The sequence below is a fragment of the Solimonas fluminis genome (assembly GCF_002930645.1).
GTDB lineage: Bacteria > Pseudomonadota > Gammaproteobacteria > Nevskiales > Nevskiaceae > Solimonas_A > Solimonas_A fluminis.
In genome coordinates this window covers 224,476-247,438 of sequence record NZ_PSNW01000007.1, presented here as the reverse complement: position 1 = coordinate 247,438, position 22,963 = coordinate 224,476, and the positions used below count along the sequence as shown (strand labels likewise).

Annotated in this window: 24 protein-coding genes; 9 read left to right on the top strand and 15 right to left on the bottom strand. The window is 70.9% G+C overall.

All coding sequences use genetic code 11. The features are described from left to right. The first annotated feature begins 111 nt into the window (after positions 1 to 111). Positions 112 to 990, top strand: a complete 879-nt coding sequence (locus C3942_RS14340; protein WP_104231038.1) for a LysR substrate-binding domain-containing protein — start codon at positions 112 to 114, stop codon at positions 988 to 990. On the opposite strand, the gene C3942_RS14335 is transcribed toward C3942_RS14340, so the two are convergent. Then, positions 987 to 1,628 (bottom strand): lytic transglycosylase domain-containing protein, encoded by a 642-nt coding sequence (locus tag C3942_RS14335; protein ID WP_104231037.1) that lies wholly within the window; start codon positions 1,626 to 1,628, stop codon positions 987 to 989. The two genes, C3942_RS14340 and C3942_RS14335, sit on opposite strands and share 4 nt — an antisense overlap. A gap of 41 nt (positions 1,629 to 1,669) precedes the next feature. Next, on the bottom strand, positions 1,670 to 2,458 hold the full coding sequence (locus C3942_RS14330; RefSeq protein ID WP_104231036.1) for a sulfite exporter TauE/SafE family protein: 789 nt from the start codon (positions 2,456 to 2,458) through the stop codon (positions 1,670 to 1,672). A gap of 67 nt (positions 2,459 to 2,525) precedes the next feature. Between C3942_RS14330 and C3942_RS14325 the strand changes: the two genes are divergently transcribed. Then, complete coding sequence (locus C3942_RS14325) at positions 2,526 to 4,490, top strand: transglycosylase SLT domain-containing protein (protein WP_165797458.1); 1,965 nt, start codon at positions 2,526 to 2,528, stop codon at positions 4,488 to 4,490. A 10-nt stretch (positions 4,491 to 4,500) separates the two neighbouring features. Then, complete coding sequence (locus C3942_RS14320) at positions 4,501 to 5,739, top strand: multifunctional CCA addition/repair protein (protein ID WP_104231034.1); 1,239 nt, start codon at positions 4,501 to 4,503, stop codon at positions 5,737 to 5,739. Between the two features lie 64 nt (positions 5,740 to 5,803). On the opposite strand, the gene C3942_RS14315 is transcribed toward C3942_RS14320, so the two are convergent. Next, complete coding sequence (locus C3942_RS14315) at positions 5,804 to 6,589, bottom strand: undecaprenyl-diphosphate phosphatase (RefSeq protein ID WP_243393604.1); 786 nt, start codon at positions 6,587 to 6,589, stop codon at positions 5,804 to 5,806. A 58-nt stretch (positions 6,590 to 6,647) separates the two neighbouring features. On the opposite strand from C3942_RS14315, the gene C3942_RS14310 reads away from it, so the two are divergent. Beyond that, positions 6,648 to 7,382 (top strand): pteridine reductase, encoded by a 735-nt coding sequence (locus tag C3942_RS14310; RefSeq protein ID WP_104231032.1) that lies wholly within the window; start codon positions 6,648 to 6,650, stop codon positions 7,380 to 7,382. Positions 7,383 to 7,384: 2 nt separating this feature from the next. Then, positions 7,385 to 8,203, top strand: coding sequence for an ATP adenylyltransferase family protein (locus tag C3942_RS14305; RefSeq protein WP_104231031.1), 819 nt, complete (start codon positions 7,385 to 7,387; stop codon positions 8,201 to 8,203). On the opposite strand, the gene C3942_RS14300 is transcribed toward C3942_RS14305, so the two are convergent. Further along, positions 8,193 to 8,771: a methylated-DNA--[protein]-cysteine S-methyltransferase gene (locus C3942_RS14300; RefSeq protein WP_104231030.1), complete on the bottom strand. Its 579-nt coding sequence runs from the start codon at positions 8,769 to 8,771 to the stop codon at positions 8,193 to 8,195. The genes C3942_RS14305 and C3942_RS14300 overlap by 11 nt on opposite strands. 9 nt (positions 8,772 to 8,780) lie before the next feature. Beyond that, the gene (locus tag C3942_RS14295; protein ID WP_104231029.1) at positions 8,781 to 9,548 is read right to left on the bottom strand and encodes an NRDE family protein; all 768 of its coding nucleotides are present in this window, start codon (positions 9,546 to 9,548) and stop codon (positions 8,781 to 8,783) included. 48 nt (positions 9,549 to 9,596) lie between these two features. Here C3942_RS14295 and C3942_RS14290 point away from each other — a divergent pair, with 48 nt between their 5' ends. Both C3942_RS14290 and C3942_RS14285 read left to right on the top strand, forming a co-directional pair. Continuing rightward, on the top strand, positions 9,597 to 10,433 hold the full coding sequence (locus C3942_RS14290) for an EcsC family protein (protein ID WP_165797457.1): 837 nt from the start codon (positions 9,597 to 9,599) through the stop codon (positions 10,431 to 10,433). A 50-nt stretch (positions 10,434 to 10,483) separates the two neighbouring features. Beyond that, positions 10,484 to 11,797: an NAD(P)/FAD-dependent oxidoreductase gene (locus C3942_RS14285; RefSeq protein ID WP_104231027.1), complete on the top strand. Its 1,314-nt coding sequence runs from the start codon at positions 10,484 to 10,486 to the stop codon at positions 11,795 to 11,797. A 16-nt stretch (positions 11,798 to 11,813) separates the two neighbouring features. Here C3942_RS14285 and C3942_RS14280 read toward each other — a convergent pair whose 3' ends face one another. Continuing rightward, positions 11,814 to 13,454, bottom strand: a complete 1,641-nt coding sequence (locus tag C3942_RS14280) for a hypothetical protein (RefSeq protein ID WP_104231026.1) — start codon at positions 13,452 to 13,454, stop codon at positions 11,814 to 11,816. A 1-nt stretch (position 13,455) separates the two neighbouring features. Further along, complete coding sequence (locus C3942_RS14275; RefSeq protein ID WP_104231025.1) at positions 13,456 to 14,094, bottom strand: hypothetical protein; 639 nt, start codon at positions 14,092 to 14,094, stop codon at positions 13,456 to 13,458. A 56-nt stretch (positions 14,095 to 14,150) separates the two neighbouring features. Here C3942_RS14275 and C3942_RS14270 point away from each other — a divergent pair, with 56 nt between their 5' ends. Continuing rightward, positions 14,151 to 15,200, top strand: coding sequence for an AraC family transcriptional regulator (locus C3942_RS14270; protein WP_104231024.1), 1,050 nt, complete (start codon positions 14,151 to 14,153; stop codon positions 15,198 to 15,200). A gap of 162 nt (positions 15,201 to 15,362) precedes the next feature. Here the strand turns inward: C3942_RS14270 and C3942_RS14265 are convergent, their stop codons facing one another. From C3942_RS14265 to C3942_RS14230, 8 genes are all read right to left on the bottom strand, one after another. Then, the gene (locus tag C3942_RS14265) at positions 15,363 to 15,848 is read right to left on the bottom strand and encodes a styrene oxide isomerase (RefSeq protein ID WP_104231023.1); all 486 of its coding nucleotides are present in this window, start codon (positions 15,846 to 15,848) and stop codon (positions 15,363 to 15,365) included. A gap of 24 nt (positions 15,849 to 15,872) precedes the next feature. Continuing rightward, a complete protein-coding gene (locus C3942_RS14260; protein ID WP_104231022.1) occupies positions 15,873 to 16,820 on the bottom strand; it encodes a metal-dependent hydrolase in 948 nt (315 codons plus the stop codon). Next, entirely contained in the window at positions 16,813 to 17,490 is a 678-nt protein-coding gene (locus C3942_RS14255) for a TetR/AcrR family transcriptional regulator (RefSeq protein ID WP_104231021.1), read from the bottom strand. The genes C3942_RS14260 and C3942_RS14255 overlap by 8 nt, the downstream gene beginning before the upstream one ends. A 431-nt stretch (positions 17,491 to 17,921) precedes the next feature. After that, positions 17,922 to 18,785, bottom strand: a complete 864-nt coding sequence (locus C3942_RS14250; protein ID WP_165797456.1) for an alpha/beta fold hydrolase — start codon at positions 18,783 to 18,785, stop codon at positions 17,922 to 17,924. Then, positions 18,778 to 19,644, bottom strand: a complete 867-nt coding sequence (locus tag C3942_RS14245; RefSeq protein WP_104231019.1) for an alpha/beta hydrolase family protein — start codon at positions 19,642 to 19,644, stop codon at positions 18,778 to 18,780. The genes C3942_RS14250 and C3942_RS14245 overlap by 8 nt, the downstream gene beginning before the upstream one ends. Next, the gene (locus tag C3942_RS14240; RefSeq protein ID WP_104231018.1) at positions 19,641 to 20,036 is read right to left on the bottom strand and encodes a phosphopantetheine adenylyltransferase; all 396 of its coding nucleotides are present in this window, start codon (positions 20,034 to 20,036) and stop codon (positions 19,641 to 19,643) included. The genes C3942_RS14245 and C3942_RS14240 overlap by 4 nt, the downstream gene beginning before the upstream one ends. Further along, a complete protein-coding gene (locus tag C3942_RS14235) occupies positions 20,023 to 20,337 on the bottom strand; it encodes a DUF2834 domain-containing protein (protein ID WP_104231017.1) in 315 nt (104 codons plus the stop codon). The genes C3942_RS14240 and C3942_RS14235 overlap by 14 nt, the downstream gene beginning before the upstream one ends. Before the next feature lie 55 nt (positions 20,338 to 20,392). Beyond that, the gene (locus C3942_RS14230; RefSeq protein WP_104231016.1) at positions 20,393 to 21,439 is read right to left on the bottom strand and encodes an AraC family transcriptional regulator; all 1,047 of its coding nucleotides are present in this window, start codon (positions 21,437 to 21,439) and stop codon (positions 20,393 to 20,395) included. 112 nt (positions 21,440 to 21,551) lie between these two features. Here C3942_RS14230 and C3942_RS22975 point away from each other — a divergent pair, with 112 nt between their 5' ends. Continuing rightward, on the top strand, positions 21,552 to 22,949 hold the full coding sequence (locus C3942_RS22975) for a fatty acid desaturase (protein WP_104231015.1): 1,398 nt from the start codon (positions 21,552 to 21,554) through the stop codon (positions 22,947 to 22,949). The last annotated feature ends 14 nt before the right edge of the window (positions 22,950 to 22,963 follow it).

Sequence of the window (22,963 nt, the reverse complement as noted above, 5' to 3'; positions counted from 1 at the left end):
GGCGGCGGGGACGGGTCCCGCGCCGGACCCGCATTTTAGGCACTCCCGCCGCCATCAATAAAATGCAATATATAGATGCCTTAGTTGACTTTTATTCATGGATCACCCGACATGAACCTGAACCATCTCGCCATCTTCCAGGCCGTGGCGGCCAGCGGCAGCGTCAGCGGCGGTGCGCGCGAGCTGCACATCAGCCAGTCGGCCGTGTCCAAGCAGCTCGCCGAGTTCGAGCGCGCCCTGGGCGTGGTGCTGCTGGACCGCCTGCCGCGCGGCGTGCGGCCGACCGAGGCGGGCCGGCTGCTGCTGGGTTATGCCAACCGCCTGTTCGCGATCGAGGCCGAGGCGGCCCAGGCGCTGGGCGACCTGCAGCAACTGGGGCGGGGGCGCCTGGCCATCGGCGCCAGCCGTACCATCGGCGGCTACATGCTGCCGGAGACCCTGGCGGCCTTCGCCCGCCGCCATCCCGGGGTGGAGCTGTCGCTGCAGGTGGAGAACACGCAGGCCATCGAGGCCAAGCTGCTGGCGGGCGAGATCGACATCGGCTTCGCCGAGGGCGTGGTCAGCAGCGACCAGCTGGACTACCGCGTCTACGCCGAGGACGAGCTGGTGCTGATCGCGGCGCCGCGCCATCCGGCGGCCGCGGCCGGGCCGCTGGCGCTGGCGGCGCTGGCGGAGCATCCGCTGCTGATGCACGAGCCCGGCTCGGGTACCCGCGCGGTCACCGAGCGTGCGCTGGCCGCCCGGGGCATCCGCCCGCGTCCGGCGATGACACTGGCCAGCACCGAGGCGATCAAGCACGCCGTGGCCGGCGGCGTGGCGCTGGCCTTCCTGTCGGCCCAGGCGATCCGCACCGAGCTGAAGGCCGGCATCCTGCGGGTGGTGGAGGTGAAGGGCCTGCGCATCCGGCGGCCGCTGTACCGCGTGCTGCTCAAGAGCGCCTGGCGCAGTCCGGCGCTGGAGGCGTTCCTGGAGGTGCTGAAGGCGCGCTAGCTGCGGTAGCGCTCGTAGTGCGAGCGCACCTTCTCGACGTAGGCCTGGGTTTCCCGGAACGGCGGTACGCCCTGGTGCTTTTCCACCGCGCCGGGACCGGCGTTGTAGGCGGCCAGGGCCAGCTTCTGGTTGTTGCCGAAGCGGTCCAGCATCAGGCGCAGGTAGGTGACGCCGCCGCGGATGTTCTGCGCCGGGTCGAAGCTGTCGCTCACGCCGAGGTCCGAGGCGGTGCCGGGCATCAGCTGCATCAGGCCGCGTGCGCCGACGCGCGACACGGCACGGTGGTCGAAGCAGGATTCGACGCGCATGACCGCCTTGACCAGGGCCGCTTCCACGCCCTGCTGGGCGGCGTACTTGTCGATCAGGTCCTCGTAGCTGCGCAGGCGCGCATCCAGGCCGGCGGCGCTGATGCCCCTGCAGGAGACGTAGGCGGTGGGGCGGCCGTACTTGGCGATGAACACGTAGGCGGGGTCGCGTACGCGCTGGTCGGTGAACAGGCGGGTGCCGGTGGGCTCGCGGTAGACATAGACCTCGGCGGCCTGGGCGCCGGCGGCGGCCAGCAGCAGGCCCAGCAGCAGCGCGCTGCCCCTGCGGCGGACTCCGCCCGCAACACCCGGCTCAAACCCCCGTTTACCCAAGACTTTTCTCGCGCGCGGCGGCAATCGCCGTCAGCGTGATTCTAGCCAATCAGCATCTTGAGCCCAACGCCGGTCAGCAGCAGCGCGAAACCGCGCTTCAGCTGCCGGGGCGGCAGGCGATGCGCCAGCCTGGCGCCCAGAGGGGCCAGCAGCACGCTGGCGACGGCCAGGCCCATGAAGCCATGCAGGCTGACGTAGCCCAGGTGCGGCGAGGGCAGGTCGCTGCGGTCCCAGCCGGACAGGATGAAGCCGAGGGCCCCGGCCCAGGCGATGGGGACGCCGCAGGCGGCCGAGGTGCCCACGGCCTTGCGGATGTCCACGCTGCGCCAGGACAGGAAGGGCACCGTCAGCGAGCCGCCCCCGATGCCGACCAGGGCCGACAGCAGGCCGATGATGCCGCCGGCGGCGCTCAGGCCGGCCGCGCCGGGCAGCGGCGCCGCGGCCTTCGGCTTGAGGTCGAAGAACATCTGCGCCGCCACCGCCAGCGCGCCGCAGCCCACGATCAGCGCCAGCGTGCGGCTGGCGAGCTGGTCGGCGACGAAGGCGCCGCCCACCGAGCCGGCGACCAGGCCGAGGGCCATCCAGCGGAACACCGGCCAGACCACGGCGCCGTGCTTCTGGTGGCTCAGCATCGAGGAGACGGAGGTGGCCGAGATCACCGCCAGCGAGGTGGCCACGGCCACCTGCAGGGTCACTTCCGGCGGCACGCCCTGGCCCGGCAGCACGAAGGCCAGTGCCGGCACCATCACCATGCCGCCGCCGATGCCGAACAGCCCGGCGAGCAATCCGGCCACGGCGCCGGTCAGAAGGTAGATGAGCAGGGACTCCATTCAGCGAATTCTCAGTCAGCCACGCACTACAATGAGGCGCGCATCCTACAACAGGCTCCCCCCACTGATGCTCCGTCTGCCCGCATTCCTTCTGTGCTTGTGCCTCAGCGGCACCGTCGCCGCCCAGGCCGCCAACGACGTGCTGCGCGTCGAGTTCCGCTCCGCCCTGAAGACCGTGGAGGCCGGCGGCGAGGCCGCCGAGAGCCCGGGCCTGCGCAGCTACATCCTCTATCCCTACCTGCAGGCGGCACGCCTGCGGCAGGCCATCAAGGCCCGCCCGGGCGAGGCCCTGGACGCCGAGATCGCCGGCTGGCTGCGCGCCAACGCCGGGCTGCCGGCCGCGCGTGCCCTGCAGCGCGACTGGCTGGGCAACCTCGCCGAGCGCCAGCAATGGACCACGCTGCTGGCCAACAGCGAGCCGGCGGCGGCCGACGACGCGCTGCGCTGCCATCGCTACAACGCCTGGCTGCAGACCGGCGGCGTCGAGGACAGCCTGCGCGACGAGATCCTGGGCGTGTGGATGACCGGCCAGCAGCTGCCGCAGGCCTGCGTGCCGCCGTTCCAGTGGCTGCAGCAGCGCGGCGCGCTGACGCCCGAGCGCCTGGAGCAGCGCGCCCGCCTGGCGCTGGAGGCCGGCAACACCGAGCTGGCCGACTGGCTGCTGCGCGGCGTGCCCGCCGCGCGGGCCGCGCCGCTCAAGCACTGGTCGCGCCTGCTGCGCGAGCCGCGTCCGGCCATCGAGGCGCTGATCGCCGCGCCGCAGGAGAAGGTGGAATGGGCTCCGCTCGAAGCGGCCTGGGCCAAGCTGGCGCGCGGCAAGCCGGACGAGCTTGCGCCGCTGCTGCCGAAGATGATCGAGCGCCGCCGCATCGACGCGCGGCAGATCGCGGAGCTGCGCCGCGACCTGGCCATGGGTTACGCGCTGGACCGCCGCGCCGAAGCGCTCTCGCTGTACAAGCTGGTGCCGGACGACGCCCTGGACGACAAGGCGCACGAATGGCGCGTGCGCGCGGCGCTGTGGCAGGGCCAGTGGGAGTTGGCCGCGCAATGGCTGCACGCCATGCCGCCGGCGCAGGCCGCCGAGCCGCGCTGGAGCTACTGGCGCGCCCGCGCGCTGGAGACGCTGGGCCGCCGCGCCCAGGCCGAGCCGATCTACAACACGCTGATGCAGGAAAACGGCTACTACGCCGTGCTCTCCGCCTGGCGCCTGCAGAAGAAGCTGGTGCCGGTCTCGCAGAAGCTGGTGGCGGACGAAGGCCTGCAGCAGCAACTGATGGCGCGCCCGGAGATGCAGCGTGCCCGCGAGCTGTTCCTGATCGAGCGCACCGACTTGGCCGGCGCCGAGTGGCGCGCGGCGCTGCAGGGTGCCGACGAGCTGACGCGCGTGCAGGCCGCGCGCCTGGCCTCGGCCTGGGGCTGGCACATCCAGACCGTCAGCATGCTCAACCAGATGAACCTGACGCGGGACCTGACGCTGCTGTATCCGCAGGCCTTCACCCGGGAGATCGAGGCGGGGGCCAAGTTCGCCGGTATCCCGGGGCCCTGGATCTACGGCGTGATGCGCCAGGAGAGCCTGTTCCTGCCCACCGCGGTGTCGCGCTCTCAGGCGCTGGGCCTGCTGCAGCTGCTGCTGCCCACCGCGCAGCAGGTGGCGCGCAAGTGGAAGCAGCCGGTGCCGACGCGCGAGTCGCTGTTCGACCCCGCGATCAACGTGCCGCTGGGCGCCGCCTACCTGCGCGACCAGACCGACCGCTTCGGCGGCCGCTTCATCCTGACGCTGGGCGCCTACAACGCCGGGCCCAACGCCGTGGCGCGCTGGCTGCCGCAAGAGCCCCGGGACGCCGACGTCTGGATCGAGAACGTGCCCTACAACGAGACCCGCGGCTACATCCAGAAGATCGTCTGGCACATCACCGCCGACGGCTGGCTGGCCAGCGGCGAGCCGCAGGACGCAAGCAACCTGCTGCTGCCGGTCTCGGTGCCGACGCCGGCCGCCGCGGCCTGCCTCAAGGGCAGCCCGGGCTGCGTGTGAAGGACCCGCGATGAAGCGCTATCTCGTAGGCGGCGCCGTCCGCGACGAACTGCTCGGGCTGCCGGTGCGCGAGCGCGACTGGGTCGTCGTCGGCGCCACGCCCGAGGAGATGGGGGCGGCGGGCTACCAGCCGGTGGGCAAGGACTTCCCGGTGTTCCTGCACCCGCAGACCAGGGAAGAGCACGCGCTGGCGCGCACCGAGCGCAAGACCGCGCCCGGCTACCGCGGCTTCAGCTTCCACACCGGGCCGGAAGTGACGCTGGAGGACGACCTGGTCCGCCGCGACCTGACCGTCAACGCCATCGCCCGCGGCGACGACGGAGTCCTGGTCGATCCCTACGGCGGCCGCCGCGATCTCGATGCGCGCCTGCTGCGCCATGTGTCCGAGGCCTTCTGCGAGGACCCGGTGCGCATCCTGCGCGTGGCCCGCTTCCATGCGCGTTTCGCGCCGCTGGGCTTCCGCGTGGCGGACGAGACCCTGGCGCTGATGCGCCGGATGGTGGACAGCGGCGAGGTCGACCACCTGGTGCCGGAGCGCGTCTGGCAGGAGACGAAGAAGGGCCTGATGACGGAGTCGCCGGGCACCTACTTTCGCACGCTCCAGGACTGCGGCGCGCTGGCGCGGATCATGCCGGAGCTGGCGGCGCTGCACGGCGTGCCGCAGCGTGCCGACTACCACCCCGAGGTGGATACGCTGGTGCACGTGCTGATGTGCCTGGACACTTCGGCGCGGCTGGGGCTGCCGCTGGAGGTGCGCTACGCCGTGCTGGTGCACGACCTCGGCAAGGGCGCCACCCCGCCGGAGGAGTGGCCCAGCCACCGCATGCACGACCTGCGCGGCGTGCCGCTGGTGGAGCGCTTCAGCGAGCGCCTGCGCGTGCCCTCCGCCTGCCGCGACCTGGCGCTGGTGCATACCCGGGAGCACCTGGTCATCCACCAGGCGCTGCAGCTGCGGCCGTCCACCCTGCTGGGCCTGCTGGAGCGCACCGGGGCCTTCGCCAAGGGCGAGCGCTTCGAGCAGGTGCTGCAGGCCAGCGTCTGCGATGCGCGCGGGCGCCTCGGCTTCGAGCACAGCCACTACGAGCAGGCCGACTACCTGCGCGCGGCGCGCGTCGCGGCCAGCGAGATCCAGGCGGCGCAGGTGATGGCCGACGGCATCAGCGGCGCGGCCATCGGCGAGGCCCTGAAGCAGCGGCGCGAGCGGCGGCTGAAGGAGTGGAAGGAACAGCCGCGGGAGCCATCCCCGTAGGAGCGGCCGTCGGCCGCGAGCGGCGGGAGATGCCGATGGCCGTCCTCGCGGCCAACGGCCGCTCCTACAGCATCACCAGCAGCAGCGTGCCCAGCCCCAGCCGGTACCAGGCGAAAGGCTCGAAGCTGTGGCCGGAGATGAACTTCATCAGCCATTTCACGGTGACGAAGCCCACCGCCGCGGACACGCCGAAAGCGATGCCCAGCTCGGTCCATGATTCCGCCTGCACGGCGGCCGGATTCCCCAGGGTCTTGTGCAGTTCGTAGCTGGTGGCGGCGAACATCGTCGGGATGCCCACCATGAAGGCGAACTCCGCCGCGCGCGGGCGGCAGGACAGGCCCATCAGCAGGGCGGCGAAGATCGCCGCGGCCGAGCGCGAGGCGCCGGGGAAGACCGCGGCCACCACCTGCGCGACGCCGACCGCGACAGCCACCTTCCAGGTCACCGCCTCCACGATGGGGCGCCCCCGGTTCCAGCGCTCCACGGCGAAGATCACGAAGGCGCCGACGATCAGGGCCCAGGCCACCGGGACCACGGTTTCCGGCAGTTCCGCGCCGAGCTTCTTGGCGATCAGCCCGCCCACCGCGGTGACGCCGAAGGCGGTGGCCAGCTTGGCCAGGTAGTCGCGCGTGCCCGGGTCGCGCCAGGTGGTGGCCAGGTCCAGCAGACGCAGGCGATAGACCAGCGTCACGGCCAGGATCGCGCCGGCCTGGATCGCCACGTTGAACAGGTCCGAGCGGCGCTCCAGCCAGTGCTGGGCGATCAGCAGGTGGCCGGTGCTGGAGATGGGCAGGAATTCGGTGACGCCTTCGATGACGCCGAGGAGGATCGCTTGGAGGATGCTGTCCACGGGACAGTTACACTTGGGGCTTGCGGAAAGTGCGGCAAGGATAAAGCAAAGGCAGGTCATGGGAATGTCACCGGTGGTGCTGGTCACGGGCGCGGCCCGGCGCGTGGGCGCGGCAACCGTGCGCGAACTGCATGCGGCGGGCTGGAACGTGGTGATCCACGCCAACCGCTCGCTGGGCGAGGCCGAGGTGCTGGCGGCGGGCCTGAATCAGGGCCGTCCGGACTCGGCCCGGGCCCTGCAGGCCGACCTGCTCGACCCCGCCGCGCTGGAGCACCTGGCGCAGTCGGCGCGGGACACCTGGGGGCGGCTGGATGCCCTGGTCAACAATGCCTCCACCTGGTACCCCACGCCGATCGGCCAGCTCACGGCCGAGGCCTTCGAGGACCTGGTGGGCAGCAACCTGCGCGCGCCGCTGCTGCTGACCCAGGCCTGCGCCGCGCGCATGGAGCGGGGCGCCGTGGTCAACATCCTCGACGTGCATGCGCGCCGCCCGCAGCGCGGCTACAGCGCCTACACCGCCGCCAAGGCCGGGCTCTGGGCGGTGACCGAGGCCCTGGCGCTGGAGCTGGCACCGCGTATCCGCGTCAATGGCGTGGCGCCCGGGCACATGATCTGGCCGGAGGCCGGCGGCCCCAACCTGCTGCAGCCGCAGGCCGAACTGGCGCGCGTGCCGCTGGCGCGCCTCGGCGGGGGCGAGGAGATCGCCCGCGCGGTGAAGTTCCTGCTGTCGCCGGAGGCGGCCTACGTCACCGGCGCCGTGCTGCCGGTGGACGGCGGGCTGCGGCTGGGCTGAACATGGACCTGCCGGCAGCGATCCGCGCCGCCACGCGCCGCGCGCTGGACAGCGGCGCACTGCAGCCGATCCCCACACGTCCGGAGGTGCTGCGCGACGAGGGGCTGGATTTCGTGCTGCGCGTCGGCGACCTGCGCCGCAAGAGCGACTCCGAACGGCGCCAGCATGCCGCGCCGCAGCCGGCGAATCCCTTCCTGCCCTACGACCCGGCGATGCTCGTCACCGAGCTGTCGGAGTCGCATGCGCTGCTGCTCAACAAGTTCCAGGTGCTGGAGGGCCACGTGCTGGTCGTGACCCGCGCCTTCGCCGAGCAGGAAGCCGCACTGCAGGAGGCGGATTTCGCCGCGGTGGCGCAGGTGCTGCGGCAGACCTCGGGACTGGCCTTCTTCAACGGCGGCGCGGCCGCCGGGGCCAGCCAGCGGCACCGCCACGTGCAACTGCTGCCCTGGCCGTTGATGCCGGCTGCGGCAGCGCAGCCTTTCGACCCGCGCGAATGGGCGCGCCGGGAAGCGGGCTGGCCTTTCGCGCACGCCCGGGCCGCGCTGGCGCCGGTGGACCTGGAGCAGCCGGCCCGGCTGCTCGGGCTCTACCGGGGCCTGCTGGCGGACATCGGGCTCGGCGGATCGAAGGGCTACAGCGGCTACAACCTGCTGCTGACCCCGGACTGGATGATGGCGGTGCGCCGCCGCTTCGGCGCGCACGAGGGCCTGGGCGTCAATGCGCTGGGCTTCGCCGGCACGCTGCTGCTGCGCGGCGAAGAGGAACTGCAGCGCCTGCGCGTGCTCGGGCCCCTGCGGCTGCTGCGGGCTGTCAGCGGTTAGCGACTTCCAGCTCCAGCAGCCGCTGCTTGCGCCACAGCCCGCCGCCGTAGCCGCCGAGCCCGCCGTTCTTGTTCACCAGCCGGTGGCAGGGCACCACGATGGCGAGGCGGTTGATGCCGTTGCAGGTGCCCACGGCGCGCACCGCGCCGGGGACGCCGAGCTGCGCCGCCATCTGCTCGTAGCTGCGCCGTGAGCCGAAGGGCAGTTGCGTCAGCGCCTGCCACAGCGACTGCTGCAGCGGCGTGCCGGGAAACACCAGCGGCACCTCGAAGCGGTGACGGCGGCCGTTGAAGTAGCCGGACAGCTCTCCCTCGAGCTGCCGCAGCCAGGGATGATCGGCGGCCACCCAGTCCTCGCCGAAATGCTTGCGCAGGGCCGCGCCTGCGCGGCGCAGGCGGGCCGCGTCGGCGAATTCCAGCAGCACGATGCCCTGCGCGGTCGCCCCGGCCAGCAGCGTCCCCAGCGGCGTGGGCATGCGGCGCAGCCAGACATCCGCGGCGCCGCTGCCCTGCGGCAGGCGGCCCAGCCATTGATCCAGCAGGTTCTCTTCCTGCTCCAGCCAGTCCATGGCGAGGCCCTAGGCGGCGAGCGCGAAGCGTTCCAGCGTCTCGCCGGAGGGCTGGCCGTCGGCGCCGTAGCGGCGCTCGCGGAAGGACAGCTGGCCGTCCTCGCAGATCAGCAGGCTGCTGCTGCGCGTGCCGTAGCTGGCGTCGCGGATGAAGGGCGGCGACAGGAAGCGCTCCATCTCCAGGCCGACGCCGGTATCCGGCAGCTCGGCGTCGTCCGCCACGCGGCGGTCGCCCAGCAGCTCGAATAGCGCGTCGCTGTCGGTGCGGTCGCGTGCCACCCAGGTGGACAGTCCGTCGCGGACCCGCCGCAGCTTGGGCCAGGGCGTGTCGAGCGTGGCGTTGCTGAGGCCGTGCACTCCGGGGCGCAGCACCTCCACGCGGTAGCTCGGCTGGTTGGTCACGTACAGCGCGCTGTCGCGGTCGATCAGCAGCAGGTTGAAGCCGGAGAACAGCGCCGCGCCGCCGGCGAGCTGCGCGGCATAGTCGGCGCAGCTCAGCCTGCCGCCGACGAAGTCGGACACCAGCACGCCGCGCGAGGGGGCATGCGGGTTCGGCGGGATCATGCGCCGCACGTTGGTGACGGCGGCGATGCGGCCGTCGCGCGAGGCGGCCAGCCAGCTGCCGTGCTGCGACAGGTCGCGGCCGCCGAACACGCCGGGGGCGTCCGGCCAGAACGCCGCCGCCGCGGTGGGGCGGTGATGGAACTCGTCGCGGTTCGCCGCCAGCACGAGCGGGTAGCGCGGATGGGACTGCCAGGCCAGGGCGATTAAACACATGGCGGCAGAATGTTGTCAGACTGCGGTGGACGTCAACCGGGTGCCGACATGACCGAGTACGAGCAGCTGCAGCTGGAAACCCTGCGCCGGTGGGAGCAGGAAGCGCCGGGCTGGGGTACGCGCCTGCTGGCCAAGCCGGGAGCGTCGGCCGCCACGGCGGTGAAGACCCTGGTGCCGGTCTCGGCCCTGCGTGCCGCCCTGAACGGACTGAACGACGTGGCCTTCCGCTATTCCGGCCGCGAGGCCCTGCTGAAGACCGCCGGGCTGGACGAGCCGCGCCAGCTGCGCGCGCTGCCGCTGGAAGTCTGCGACCAGCTCTCCAGGCAGGTGGAGCGCCGCGCCATGGCCATGGCCGGCGCCGGGGGCGCGGTGCTGGGCGTGGCCGGCGCGGCGGGCATGGTGGTCGACGTGCCGGCCCTCCTGGGACTGGCGCTGCGCACGATCCACCGCACCGCCATGTGCTACGGCGAGGAGGGCCTGCAGGCGCACAAGGCCATGGCCATCGGCATCTTCGCACTGGCCTCCGCCAACTCCATGGACGAGAAGCAGGCCGCGCTGGCGGCGCTGCGCCGCCGCGGCGACCTGCTGGACGCCGCCTGGCGCGACGGCGTGGAGCGCGTGGCCGAGCGCGAGATGGCCAAGGAGGCGGCGGTGTTCAGCATGCAGACCCTGGCCAGCCGCATCGGCGTGCAGCTCGGCCGGCGCAAGGTCATGGGCGTGGTGCCGGTGCTGGGCGCGGCGGTCGGCGCCTCCATGAACGCCTGGTACATCCACGATGTGTCGGGGGTGGCGCGGTATGTCTTCCAGGAGCGCTGGCTGCACGCCAAGTACCCGAAAAACAAGGCTTTATCGGCGCCGTTCAAGGTGTTGGCCGCGCCGGAATGAGGGGCTGTGGTAATCTTTGCCGCAGTGCAACATTACCATTAGAAGACCTCATGTCCCCGACCCCTGCCCAGCATCACGTCGTCATCGTCGGCGGCGGCTTCGCCGGCCTGCATGCGGCCAAGCGCCTCGGCCAGCGCGGCTACCGCGTCACCCTGCTCGACAAGCGCAACTTCCAGCTGTTCCAGCCGCTGCTGTACCAGGTGGCGACCGGCTCGCTGTCGACCGGCGACATCGCCATCCCGCAGCGCGTGGTGCTGCGCAAGTACCCGCAGGTGCGCTGCCTGGCGACCACCGCCTTCGACGTGGACCCGCAGGCCCGGGTGCTCAAGCACGAGTTCGGCGAGCTGAAGTACGACACGCTGATCGTGGCCACCGGCGTGAAGCACCACTACTTCGGCCGCGACGAGTGGCGCGAGTTCGCGCCCGGCCTGAAGACGCTGGAGCACGCCCTGGAAATGCGCCGCAAGATCTTCAGCGCCTTCGAGCGCGCGGAGCTGACCGACGACGAGGCCCTGCGCCGCGAGCTGCTGACCTTCGTCGTGGTCGGTGCCGGCCCCACCGGCGTCGAGCTGGCCGGCGCCATCGGCGAGCTGGCGCACAAGACCATGCGCCGCGATTTCCGCGGCATCGACCCGAGCCAGGCGCGCATCCTGCTGGTGGAAGGCGCCAAGGACGTGCTGCCGGTGTACCCGGAAGGCCTGCGCCAGGCCGCGCGCAAGCACCTCGAGCAGCTCGGCGTCACGGTGCTGACCGAGACCATGGTCGAGGACATCGGCGCCGACTACGTGCGCACGAAGAAGGGCGAGACCCGCGAGACCCTCCGCACCCAGACCATCCTCTGGGCGGCCGGCGTGCGCGCTTCGCTGTTCGGCGAGATCCTGGCGCAGCGCACCGGCGTGCAGCTGGACCGCGGCGGCCGCGTGAAGGTGGAGCCGGACTGCTCGCTGCCCGGCCATCCGGAAATCTTCGTGGTGGGCGACCTCGGCCGCCTGACCGACGCCACCGGGCGCGAAGTGCCGGGCCTGGCGCCCGCGGCGATGCAGCAGGGCCGCTACGTGGCCGACCTGCTGCATTCGCGCGTCACCGGCGCCAAGCCGCCCAGGCCCTTCGAGTACACCGACCGCGGCACCATGGCGGTGATCGGCATGAACAAGGCCGTGGGCGACCTGAAGTTCATGAAGGTCACCGGCTGGTTCGCCTGGCTGACCTGGGCCTTCGTGCACATCGCTGCGCTGGTCGACGGGGCGCAGCGCCTGCGCGTGTTCGTGCAGTGGACCTGGAAGTACTTCACGCGCCATATCGGCGACCGCCTGGTGACGGGCGCGCCGACGCAGACGCGCAAGCTGCGCGCGGAACGTTCCTGAGCGTGGGCGCTCCGGCTCAGGGGCGCTCGAACTCCCAGCCGAAGCTGGTGACGCTGATGCGGTCCTCGACGCCGCTGAGCCTGACGCTGGTGTGGCGCCGCCCGTCCAGGTAGAGCTGGATGAACTGCTGCGACTTCGGCGGCAGCGAATCCAGCCGTGCAAAGGTCGGTTCCGGAATCTCGATGCTGCCGACGAAGGCGCGCGGCTGCTGGTCCAGCCCGCGGCCGCGCTCGGTCTGGCGGATCGTGTCGGTGTGGTGCAGCAGCAGCTCCAGGTCCTCGGTGGGCGAGAAGCGGATGCGCAGCCGCGCCGGCGAGCAGTAGAAGTTGAAGTCCGGCAGTTCGCCCGCCCAGTCGGCATCGCCGGCGACCTGGGGGTGCGCCGCCAGCGACGGCAGCTGCGCGAGATTGCGCGCGTAATAGCGGTCCTCGCCGGGGCCGGCGTCGTCCAGGGAACTGTCGCGGGGGCGGTTGTCCAGCACCGTGCCGCGCAGCGGCTGGTCGGTGCGCACGAACTTCCAGGCCCGGGCGTCCAGTTCGCGGTAATCCTTCTCCCAGTAGCCGGTATGGCCCCGGGCATCGCGGCCCTCGACGCGCAGGCTGCGCGTCAGCATGTCGATGCCGCTCTTGTGCACGCTGATGTCGTGGGTGATCGTGCCAGGGATCTTCGGCTGGCGCTGCCATTCGAAGGTCGGCAGCTGGATCTTCGGGTTGGAGACCCCGCGCTGGTCCTCGTAGGCGTAGTCGAAGAACAGCGGGTCGGCGCCGCAGAGGTCGAAGTCGTAGTTGCGCGTGTAGAGATCGCCGTAGCGGTTGACGGTGAAGACCGTGGAGCCGCTGGCCGAGAGATTCACGCCGCGGTAGCGGCCGCGCAGCGGGCCGCACATCTCGTAGCTGTCGTCGCGCGGCAGCCAGGGATCGACGTAGGTGTAGCGCTGGCCGCCGCTGCGCAGCAGCCAGATGTGCGAGACCTTGCCGCTGCCGATGGTGTGCAGGTTGCCGGCCGGGTCGGTCCAGTGCTGGTCCTCGGCCGGCGAGATCACGCTCCAGGACCAGGCCAGGTAGTCCGCCGGGATGCGGTGACCGGTGCCGGTCCACAGCGGCGGTCCCCAGCGCGAGCTCCAGTTGAACAGCGCGTAGTCCTTGAAGGCGTTGTCCATGCCGTAGATCGCGCCATCGGCGCGGATCGCGGTGAGCTCGTCGTCGTCCACGGCGATGCCGATGACGGTGCCGGCGAGGCAGCCCGGCATCGCCAGCCGCGCCCAGGGCTGCTCGATGCCGGTCACGGCGGTGTTGGACTTGAACCAGATCGCCCCTTCGTCCAGCGCGAACTGGTAGCGGCGGTTGTAGGTCCCGCGGTCGTTGCGCAGCGCGAGCTGCGCGGGCAGCGCGGCCGGGGCCTCGCTGGCGGCATCGGCGGCCAGGCCGTTGCCGCGGTCCGGGATCGGCAGCGGGTCGACCACGAGGTCCGGCACGCCGATCGTGCCGGCCGGCAGGATGCAGAGCGGCAGCGACAGCGAGGGGTCGGCGATGGTCGCGAACGGCGCGTCGGGGCCCGGCTGGAAGGGCGGCGGCGTGCCGTGGCCGGCATCGGGGGCCGTGCTGCTGCCGCAGGCGGCGAGCAGCAGGGCGGCGGCGAACGCGGGAAGGCGGCGCACGTCAGATCCAGCCCAGCAGGGCGCCGAACAGCAGCAGGCTGCCGGCCACGATGCCGCCCAGCGTGCCGACCGCGCGCAGCTGCCGGCGCCTGTCCGGCAGGTCGTGCACCCAGTAGGCGACCAGGAAGAACGGCAGGTAGCCGATCAGCCAGATCAGCCAGGGCGCCGAGCCGTTCCACCAGCGGTATTCCCAGGTCAGTGCGCCGGCGTGGTTGAGCCAGCACTCCACGCCGACCGCCAGGACCGAGTTGAGCGCCGCGGCCAGCAGTCGGTTGTTGATGCCGAACAGCTTCAGCCTGGGGTCCGCCGGCAGCAGCAGGATCGCGGTGACGCCGAACACGGCGAACATCAGGCTGATCTCGATGTTGAGGCCGATCAGGATCAGGAAGGCGGTATCGCCCGGTGCACCCCAGACCGGCGCGAACTGCGTGAAGTGGAACACCAGCGCGTTCCAGATCTCGTTGATCCAGTCCATCAGCCAGAACGCCAGGCCGCCCAGCACCACCGGCCAGCGCCGCGCATGGACCTGCTGGGCATAGACATGGAGGGTGAGCAGCAGCAGCGGAATCACATACCATTTGAACTGCGCGGGATCGCGCAGGATGCCCAGGGCAAGGGCGGCGGACTCGGCATGCGGCATGGAGATTCTCGGGCTGGCGACGTACCGGCACGATTCTGGAGGGGTGGCGGCGCACAGTGGTAGCGACGGACGGCCAGGGTTTTGAGAAAGCCGGCCAGGGCGGGCTCGCCCTGGGCTCGGTATCGGCCGCCTATGTGCAGGCCCTGCTCGATGCGGCGGTGGCGCAGGGTGCCGGGCGCGAGCGCCTGCTGCAGCGTGCGGCCCTTCTGCCGGAGCGCCTGTCCGACCCGGCCTGGCGCCTCGACATCGCCGGGCTGCTGCGCCTGTTCGACCTGGCGCAGGAACTCAGCGGCGACGACTCCATCGGCCTGCACATGGGCATGCAGGTGCGGCCGCGGACCTTCAGCGCCCTGGGCTATGCCGCGATGAGCTGCAGCACCCTCGGCGAGGCGGTGGCGCTGATCCCCCGCTACGAAGGCCTGGTCTACGACGGCGGCAGCACGCGGGTGACGGTGCAGGGGCGGCAGGTGCGCCTGGCCTGGCAGTCCGGCGCCGCCGACGTGGCGCGCATGCGGCCGGTCAACGAGGCCATCGTCGCCGGCTGGCTCGCCTTCGGCCGCTGGATCAGCGGCATCCGCGGCGAACTGCTCGGCGCCTGCTTCCAGCATCCGCGTCCCGCCGGCCTGCAGCCCTACGAGCGCTTCTTCGGCTGCCCGCTGCGATTCGACGAGCCGGACAATGCATTGAGCTTCGACGTCGGCCTGTTCGCCACGCCGCTGGTGCAGCACGACGAGGAACTGCGCGGGCTGATGGAGCAGCAGGCGCGCGAGCGGCTGCGCGAGATCCGCGGGACGGGGCTGGCGCCGCGCGTGGCCGGCGCCATCCGCCAGCGCCTGCCGCATGGCAGCCCGTCCTCCGCCGAGGTGGCCGGCCTGCTGGGCCTGAGCGACCGCACGCTGCGGCGGCGGCTGGAGGCAGAGGGGCACTCCTACGCCGACCTGCTCGCGCAGCAGCGGCGCGAGCTGGCGCTGCAGTACCTTGCCGACCCCGGACTGGGGCTGGGCGACATCGCGATGCTGCTGGGCTACAGCGGCCAGAGCGCCTTCACCGCCGCGTTCAAGACTTGGACCGGCCTGCCGCCGGGCGAATACCGGCTGCGTGGCTAGGGCCAGCAGGCCCGCGGCTCAGCCCACCAGGAACTCCAGCACCGCTTTCGCCACCTCCGCCGGCCCCTGCTGCGGCAGCCGCCTGGCGCCCGAGGTCGTCAGCCGCCGCAGGCGCGCGCGGCCGGAATCCGGCGCCGGCGAGACCAGGTGAGGCTTATCGCCTCAGGCGGCCTTGTCGCCGCGCAGCGAGCGATACGCGATCAGGCCCATGATCAGCATCACCAGCACCACTCCCACGTAGAACAGGCCGAACACGATGTTGTTGCTGACGAGGTCACTGGCCGCCAGGCCGCGGCTGTTGGGGAACAGCGGCTTCATGGCCGAAGCGATGACGAAAGTCCAGGCGACGACGATCATGCCGTGGGCGGCACGCCGCTGGCCGGCGGGCGAGAACGGCAGCAGCGGCAGGATCGCGGCCATGATCCACATGATCGCGCCGTTGACCACCGCCTCCATGTGCGCCATGCGCCAGTCGTCATAGCTGCCGGGCAGCTTGATGTCGATCTCGCCGGGAATCGGCCAGAGCTTGATGCTGCCGATCAGGAAGAACAGGAAGCCGAAGCCGATCACGCCGGCGCAGAAGATCATCAGCGCACCGTGACCGACCAGTTGCTGGCGACAAGGCTTGAGTTCGTCGTGGCTGCTCATGTGGCTACTCCCCGAAAGTGGCTGTTACAAACGATGCACGGTCGTTGCCGCGCGCGGTGGTGACGGCAAGGGTTGGAACGGGACCGGCATCAGCGGATGCGTGGTATCGAGCAGCGGCGCGGTGTCGCGCGGATTCGCGGCATAGCCGGCGATCCAGTCCTGCACCCATTGTGGATCGGGCTCGCGGCGCGGATGGTGGCCCGGCAGCGTGGCGCGCAGCAGATACGGCGCCACGGTGCGCACGAAGGAACCCAGGTGCGCGGCCAGGCGCAGGCGCGAGCGCAGGCTGCGCCAAAGGCCATCCTTCTGCAGGATCGCCTTGTAGCCGCGCATGGAAAACCGCATCACGCTCAGCGAGCCGTGAAACACCCCCAGCATGCGCGCGAAATAGGCGCCGGGGCCGGAGCCGAAGGCTGCCCCATAGATGTCGTGCGCCACACATTTGTGCTCCGACTCCTCGACGAAATGCCACAGGATGAAGGACGCCACCCGCGTATCGCCGCCACCGAACAGGCGCACGCGGTTTTCCACCAGCCAGCGCGTCACCCCCAGGGTCATGGCTTCGAAACCGGCGGTGTAGGCCATGCGCGTGCGCAGGCTTTTGCGGGCCATGCGCGTGTAGTAGGCCTGCATGTCCTGCTCGATGCGGGCCAGCTCGGCGTAGCCCTTGGCCTTGAGCAGCTCATTGAAGCGGCGATGCGTCTGGAAGTGCTGCTGCTCCTGCTGATTGAAGGCGCTTGCGGACGCCTGCAGGAACGCGTCGTCGATGCCGGCACTGGCCTCGCGTACGGTGCGGATCAGGAACGGCTCCAGATACGGCATGCTCAGCGAAGCGCCGTTGACCATGGCGCAGAATTCCGGGTCGGACGCCTTCCAGCGCGGCTGCACATCGTCCGGGAACTGGAAGGGAACGCGCCTGGGCAGCGGCACGATCTTGCTGCGGTGCCCGGCGGATGGTTCGCTCTCAGCCACGAGATCTCTCCTTTGCTCCCGCTGCCTTGCTCATGGGCCTAGGCCTGGCGGTCGGTTTGAAATGGTCCATGCCCGTGCGCAGCGTCTGGATCAGCGCGGGCGCCAGCTGCTGCACCTCGCGACCCATCACGAACTGCCCGGCCACCTGCAGCGACACCAGGCCATGCGCGCCCATCCAGAACAGGTGCGCGGCGGTGAGCGGGTCGATGGTCCTGGGAAAATCACCATGCTGCTGTCCGGCCGCAATCACCCGCGTGCACACGTCCAGCGCATCGCGCTTGGCGGCTTCCAGCTCCGGAAAGTCGCGCAGCGTGGCGGCATCATTGAGGTTGAAGAACATCAGCGCGTAGCGATGCGGCCGCGCCAGGCCGGAGCGGATGTACGCGGCCGCCAAGGCTTCCAGCTGCTGTTCCGGATCGCGGATGCCGGCGATGGCATCCAGCATCTCGCGCTCGATCCAGCGGTAGGCGCGGGCGCGCAGCGCGTTGACCAGCGCCTCCTTGCTGGCGAAGTAGCGATACGGCGCGGAGTGGCTCAGGTCCATGCCGTCGGCCAGGCGCCGAAAGCTCAATGCGTCCAGGCCATCGGTCTCGAATACCGTCATGGCGACATCGAGGATTTCGTCACGCTTGCGCGCGCGCACCTCGTCCGGGAATTTCTTTCTGGCCATACATTAAGTTGACAGCATTAACTTAACATTGTCAACAAAATGGGGCTGCAGTTCCTCCCTGCAGGCTTCCCCAGGGGAAAAGCACGAACCCATGCGCCCCCGGCGCGGGCGCATGGCGCGGCCTCGGCCCGGCGGCAAGGCCGGGGCCATGGACACGATCCGCGCCATCCGGGTCCGGAAGAAGCGGGCGCGCGCCGTGATCCGCATGAAGGACGTGCCGGGCCCGCGCACCAGGCCCCCCACGCGATGCGCGCACGGGGGCGGCTACGCCGTTGGCGACCCCGATGCGCTGGATCGGGCTGGCGACGGCCCCGCGCCGATGAACCGCCGCAGGTTTCCGATGCGGTCCAGGCGGAGCTTCAGCGCCCGAATCGGCGGCCCGTCATCGCCGTTGCCGCCGGATTCCCACGCGCCATGCGCGAGTTGCCGGCTCAGGCCGCCAGGAACTCCAGTACCGCCTTCGCCACCTCGGCCGGCTTCTCTTCCTGCGGCAGCAGCTTCGCATCCGCGATCGTCACCATCCGCGCGTCGCGGAACTGCGGCAGCATCGCTTTCGCGCGCCGCAGCGGGAAGGTGGGATCGTCCTCGCCCCAGAGCAGCAGCACCGGCTCGCGGAACTCGGCGTGGCGCGTGGCGAAGGCATCCACCGTGGGCCAGTTGGCGCCGGTCAGGTAGTCGCGCAGGCCTTCCATGCGGCGCCGTCGGTCGATGCAGGGCTGCACGAACTCGCGGTGGAAGTCGCCGTCGATCAGGTCCAGGTTGCCGAAGCAGCCGCCGAAGGCCATGCCGGAGCGCAGGAAGCTCCGCGATTTCAGCAGCAGCCGGAACAGCGCCGGCGTGAAGGGCAGGCGCATCAGGGCCTGGTACTCCACGATCCACGGCGGACGGTGTCCGGGAATCTCGGTGTTGATCATCACCTGGCGCCGCGCGCGCGGCGGATCCATCAGAGCGAGGCAGCGCGTGACGGTGGCGCCCGTGTCCTGGGCGAGCAGGTCGTAGCGCGGCAGGCCGAGCTGGTCCACCAGCGCCTTCAGGCGGCGGGCGTGGCCCTCGAAGCTGAAGTCGGTCCCTTCGTCCCAGCGCGAGCCGCCGAGGCCGGCCAGGTCGACGAGATGGCAGCGGTGTCTTTGCGCGAGTCCCGGCAGCACGTGGCGCCAGGTGTAGCCGGACAGCGGAAAGCCGTGCACCAGCAGCAGGTCGGGGCCGCTGCCATGGCAGCGGTAGGGCAGGCTCGCATCGCCGAGCGCCAGCTCGCGCACCGGCAGGGAGCGGTACAGCGCGTCGGTGTCAGGCACGGATGCGTTCTCCGGCGGTCTGCGTCCGCTGCGCCAGCCAGTCGGCGCTGCGGCGCCACAGCGTGTCGCGATGCGCCTCGCGGAAGTAGCCGAAGTGCCCCACGCCGCGCGTGAACTCGTCGCCGCGTCGCTCGATGCGCGCCTGCGCGTAGCGGCGCAGCAAGGCCTCCACGGCGGCGCGCGGCGCATAGGGATCGTCGGGAAAGTTCCAGGCCAGGATCGGTGCCCGGACCCGGGCGTAGCCGGACAGGTCCAGGCCATGCTGCGGCGAGAACAGGTAATCGTGCGAGCGCGCCCAGCGAGCCCAGCCGGCGGCGGCGCCCACCGGCAGCGCGGGACCCTTGCCGAGGCCGAGCCTCGATGGCGCCACCGTATCGCGGCCGCGGGTGAACCCCGGCACCAGGCCGTACCACAGCAGGGCCAGCGCGGGACGCTGGCTCCAGGGGTAGTGGCGCAGATGGGGCGCGGTGCCGGCGACGAACACGGCGCCGGTGAGTCCTGCGCTGGCAGACGCCAGACCGGCAATCTGGCAGCCGATGCTGTGGCCGACGAGGAAATGGCGCGGGTTGAGCGAACGTGCGCGCTGCAGCAGCGCCTCCAGATCCTGGCGGCCCCAGTCGGCGAGATCGACGGCGCCGCCGCGCAGTGCCGCGGCCGAGTCGCCGAAGCCGCGGTTGTCGCAGGTGATGACGTGGTAGCCCTGGCCGGCGAGCCAGCCGGCGTAGGCCGCATAGAACTTCTGGGGGACGCCCAGCGCCGCAGAGATCACGACGGTGCCGGCGTCGCCGCCGGCGTATTCGCGGGCCGACAGGCTGATGCCGTCGGCGCAGCGCAGGGACAGCGACGTGGCCTGGATCAAGAGGAACCTCCGGTCGGTACCCAGGCGCGCAGGCCCAGGGCGATGAGCAGCAGCAGTGTAGCGATCAGGTCGGCCAGCGCCACGCGGCGCAGCGGCGCCGCCAGCTCGGCGGACTGCGCGGCCAGCAACAGGAAGCCGCCCATGCTGACCAGTGCGGCGATGATGGCGGCAGCCCGCAGTTCGCTGCGCAAGGCCCCGGCGATCAGCAGCGCGCCGAGCAGGCCGAACAGCAGGGCGCGGTGTCGCAGCAGCAGTTCCAGCGAGGGCTCACGCACCGGGATGCCGTAGAGCGCCTCGAGCCGGGCGGCGGACAGCAGCCCGGCCAGCGGCAGGAGATGCAGCACTCCGGCCGCGACCAGGCTGAAGCCCAGCAGGGCCTCAGGCCAGCGCATGCCGGGCCTTGGCGCCGCTGAACTGGCCCACCAGCAGGTACAGCAGCGGGCCGAAGGAGCCGGCGGCGGCGGTCAGCAGCAGGTAAGGCCAGGCGTTGCGGCCGCTGCGGCGGGCGTCACCCACCATCCAGACCATGATCAGCAGGCAGGCGATGCCGAGGTCGGCCAGCGCCTGCCAGCCGGCGGTGTTCTGGAACAGGTGGATGAAGATGCCGACATAACCGTGCTCGGCGATGGCCACCAGGCTCAGCGCGCCGAAGGCGGCGAAGAGGACGAGCAGCAGCAAGGTGTTGAGGTTCATCGCAGTCTCCTTGGGTTGGAGGCTGCAGCATCCCGCCGCCGTCGCGGCGTCTCAATTACCGCCCAGGTAATGACTCCGCCTTGCTGGCCAGCCGCAGGCGATAGTCGCGCGGGCTGCAGCCGGCGCGGCTGCGGAAGGCGCGGGTGAAGTTGGCCGTGTCGCGAAAGCCCAGCGAATAGGCGATCTCGGTGATGCTGAGCACGCCGGCCGCCAGGCGCTCGCAGGCCAGTTCATGCTGGATGCGGCCGGCCAGTTCGCGGTAGCTGGTGCCCTCGCGCTCCAGGTAGCGGTTGAGAGTGCGCGTCGACAGGTTGAGGGTGCTGGCGAGCTCGGCCAGCGAGGGCACGCCGTCGCCGACCTCCCTCAGGGTCATTGCCACCCAGTCGGCGAACTGGCGCACGTCGGTGACCTGCTGCACCAGTTCCCGGCAGCGCTCCTCCGCCACCTTCAGGGCATTGGCGTCCGCCATCGCGATGGGGTAGCGGCGGAAGTCGACGTTGAACAGCAGGCGCACGCTGGGCCCGCGATCGGTGCCGAAGGTGCAGAGCAGGTCGCGTATCTCGGTATAGCGCTGCAGGTGCGGCGGCTCGGCGATCGACAGGTACAGGCGGCAGGGAATGCGGCTGCCGACCATGTCGTGCACGTCGCGCAGCGCCGCCATCGCGATCGTCTCGATGTGGAAGGACAGGCACTGGTGTCCCATGGCCACGGTCGGCGTGAACAGCAGCTCGCCGTGGTCGGGCCCGCTGGCGTAGCGCATGCGGAAGCTCGGCAGCACCAGGCGGAAATAGCGCGCGACGAAATGCATCGCGTGCTCCACCGTCGGGCTGTTGACCATGCCGAAGCCGACGATGCTGTGGGAGCTCACCGTCAGCAGCTTGCCCAGTTCGAAACCGAGATCGCTGCGGCCGCTGGCCTGCACCGCGCGCGCGATGATCTGTTCCACCTGCGAGAAGTACAGCGTGGCATCCGGCTGTTCCAGGGCGGCCACCGGCAGCGACAGCTCGCGCAGCAGGTCGCGCACGTCGATGCCCTGGCGCCCCAGCACTTCCTGCAGGCGCATGTAGTAGCGCGCCGGCACCCTCAGTTCCTGCTTGGCCATGGGGCTCCCACCGAAAGTCCTGTCTCATTATGACAACAACATGGCGCAAAAAGACAAGAACGGGTGGGTAGGCAAGGCGCAGCATGCACGCCGTCTGGAGGAAGTCATAAAAATGAATACGCTGGAAGCGACGAGGGGAGAGGCCGCCGCATGGCGCGACGGCAAGCGCTGGTGGTGGCTGCTGAGCCCGGCGCTGCCCCTGCTGGGTGCCGTGTCGGTACTGGGAGTGATCCTGGGCGGCAATGGCCTGCTGCTGTGGCTGATGCCGTTGGTGTTCTACGGCCTGATTCCCTTGATGGACTGGCTGGTCGGCGAGGACGAGGTCAACGCGCCGGAATCCGCCGTCGCCGCGCTGGACCGCGACGCCTATTACCGCCGCATCGTCTATGCCTACATCCCCAGCCAGTACGCCGCGACGATCCTCGGGGCCTGGCTGGCCGTGAATGGCGGCCTGTCCGCCTGGGAACTGGCCGGCCTGGTGATCACCGTCGGCATGACCAACGGGGTCGGCATCAACACCGCGCACGAACTGGGGCACAAGACCAACGCCCTGGAGCGCTGGCTGGCCAAGATCACGCTGGCGCCGGTGGCCTATGGCCATTTCTGCATCGAGCACAACAAGGGCCACCACAAGAACGTCGCCACGCCGGAGGACCCCGCCAGCTCGCGCATGGGCGAGAGCTTCTGGGCCTTCCTGCCGCGCACGATGACCGGCAGCCTGCGCTCGGCCTGGGGCATCGAGGCCGCGCGCCTGGCGCGCAACGGCAAGGGCGCCTGGTCCGCCGGCAACGAGAACCTGCAGGCTTGGGCCATGACCGTGCTGCTGTTCGGCGCGCTGACGCTGTGGCTGGGCTGGCCGGCGCTGCTGTTCCTGCTGGTGCAGGCCTTCTACGGCGCTTCGCTGCTGGAAGTGGTGAACTACCTGGAGCACTACGGCCTGCTGCGGCTCAAGGACGCCAACGGCCGCCCCGAGCGCTGCCAGCCGCGCCATTCCTGGAACAGCAACCACGTCGTCACCAACCTGCTGCTCTACCAGCTGCAGCGGCACTCCGACCATCACGCCAATCCCACGCGGCGCTACCAGGGCCTGCGCCATTTCGACGACAGCCCGCAGCTGCCTTCGGGCTATGCCGCGATGGTGCTGGTGGCCTACTTCCCGCCGCTGTGGTTCCGCCTGATGGACCCGCGCGTGGTGGCCCACCACGGCGGCGACCTGACGCGCGCCAACCTGCAGCCCTCGCGCCGCTGGCAGCTGCTGGCGCGCTGGATGGGCCGCTCCGCGGCCGACCGTGACCGCGGCCCGCCGCTGGCCGGCACTGCCGCCGGCCCGCAGGGAGCGGTGACCGCGGCAGCCCGGCACCAGTGCCCCAACTGCCAGTTCATCTACGACGAAAGGCTCGGGTATCCGCCCGAGGGCTTCCCGCCGGGTACGCCCTGGGCGCGGCTGCCGGCGGACTGGAGCTGTCCGCACTGCGCCGTCCGCGACAAGCCGGATTTCGCGCCGGTCTGAGTCCGCCCGGGCGG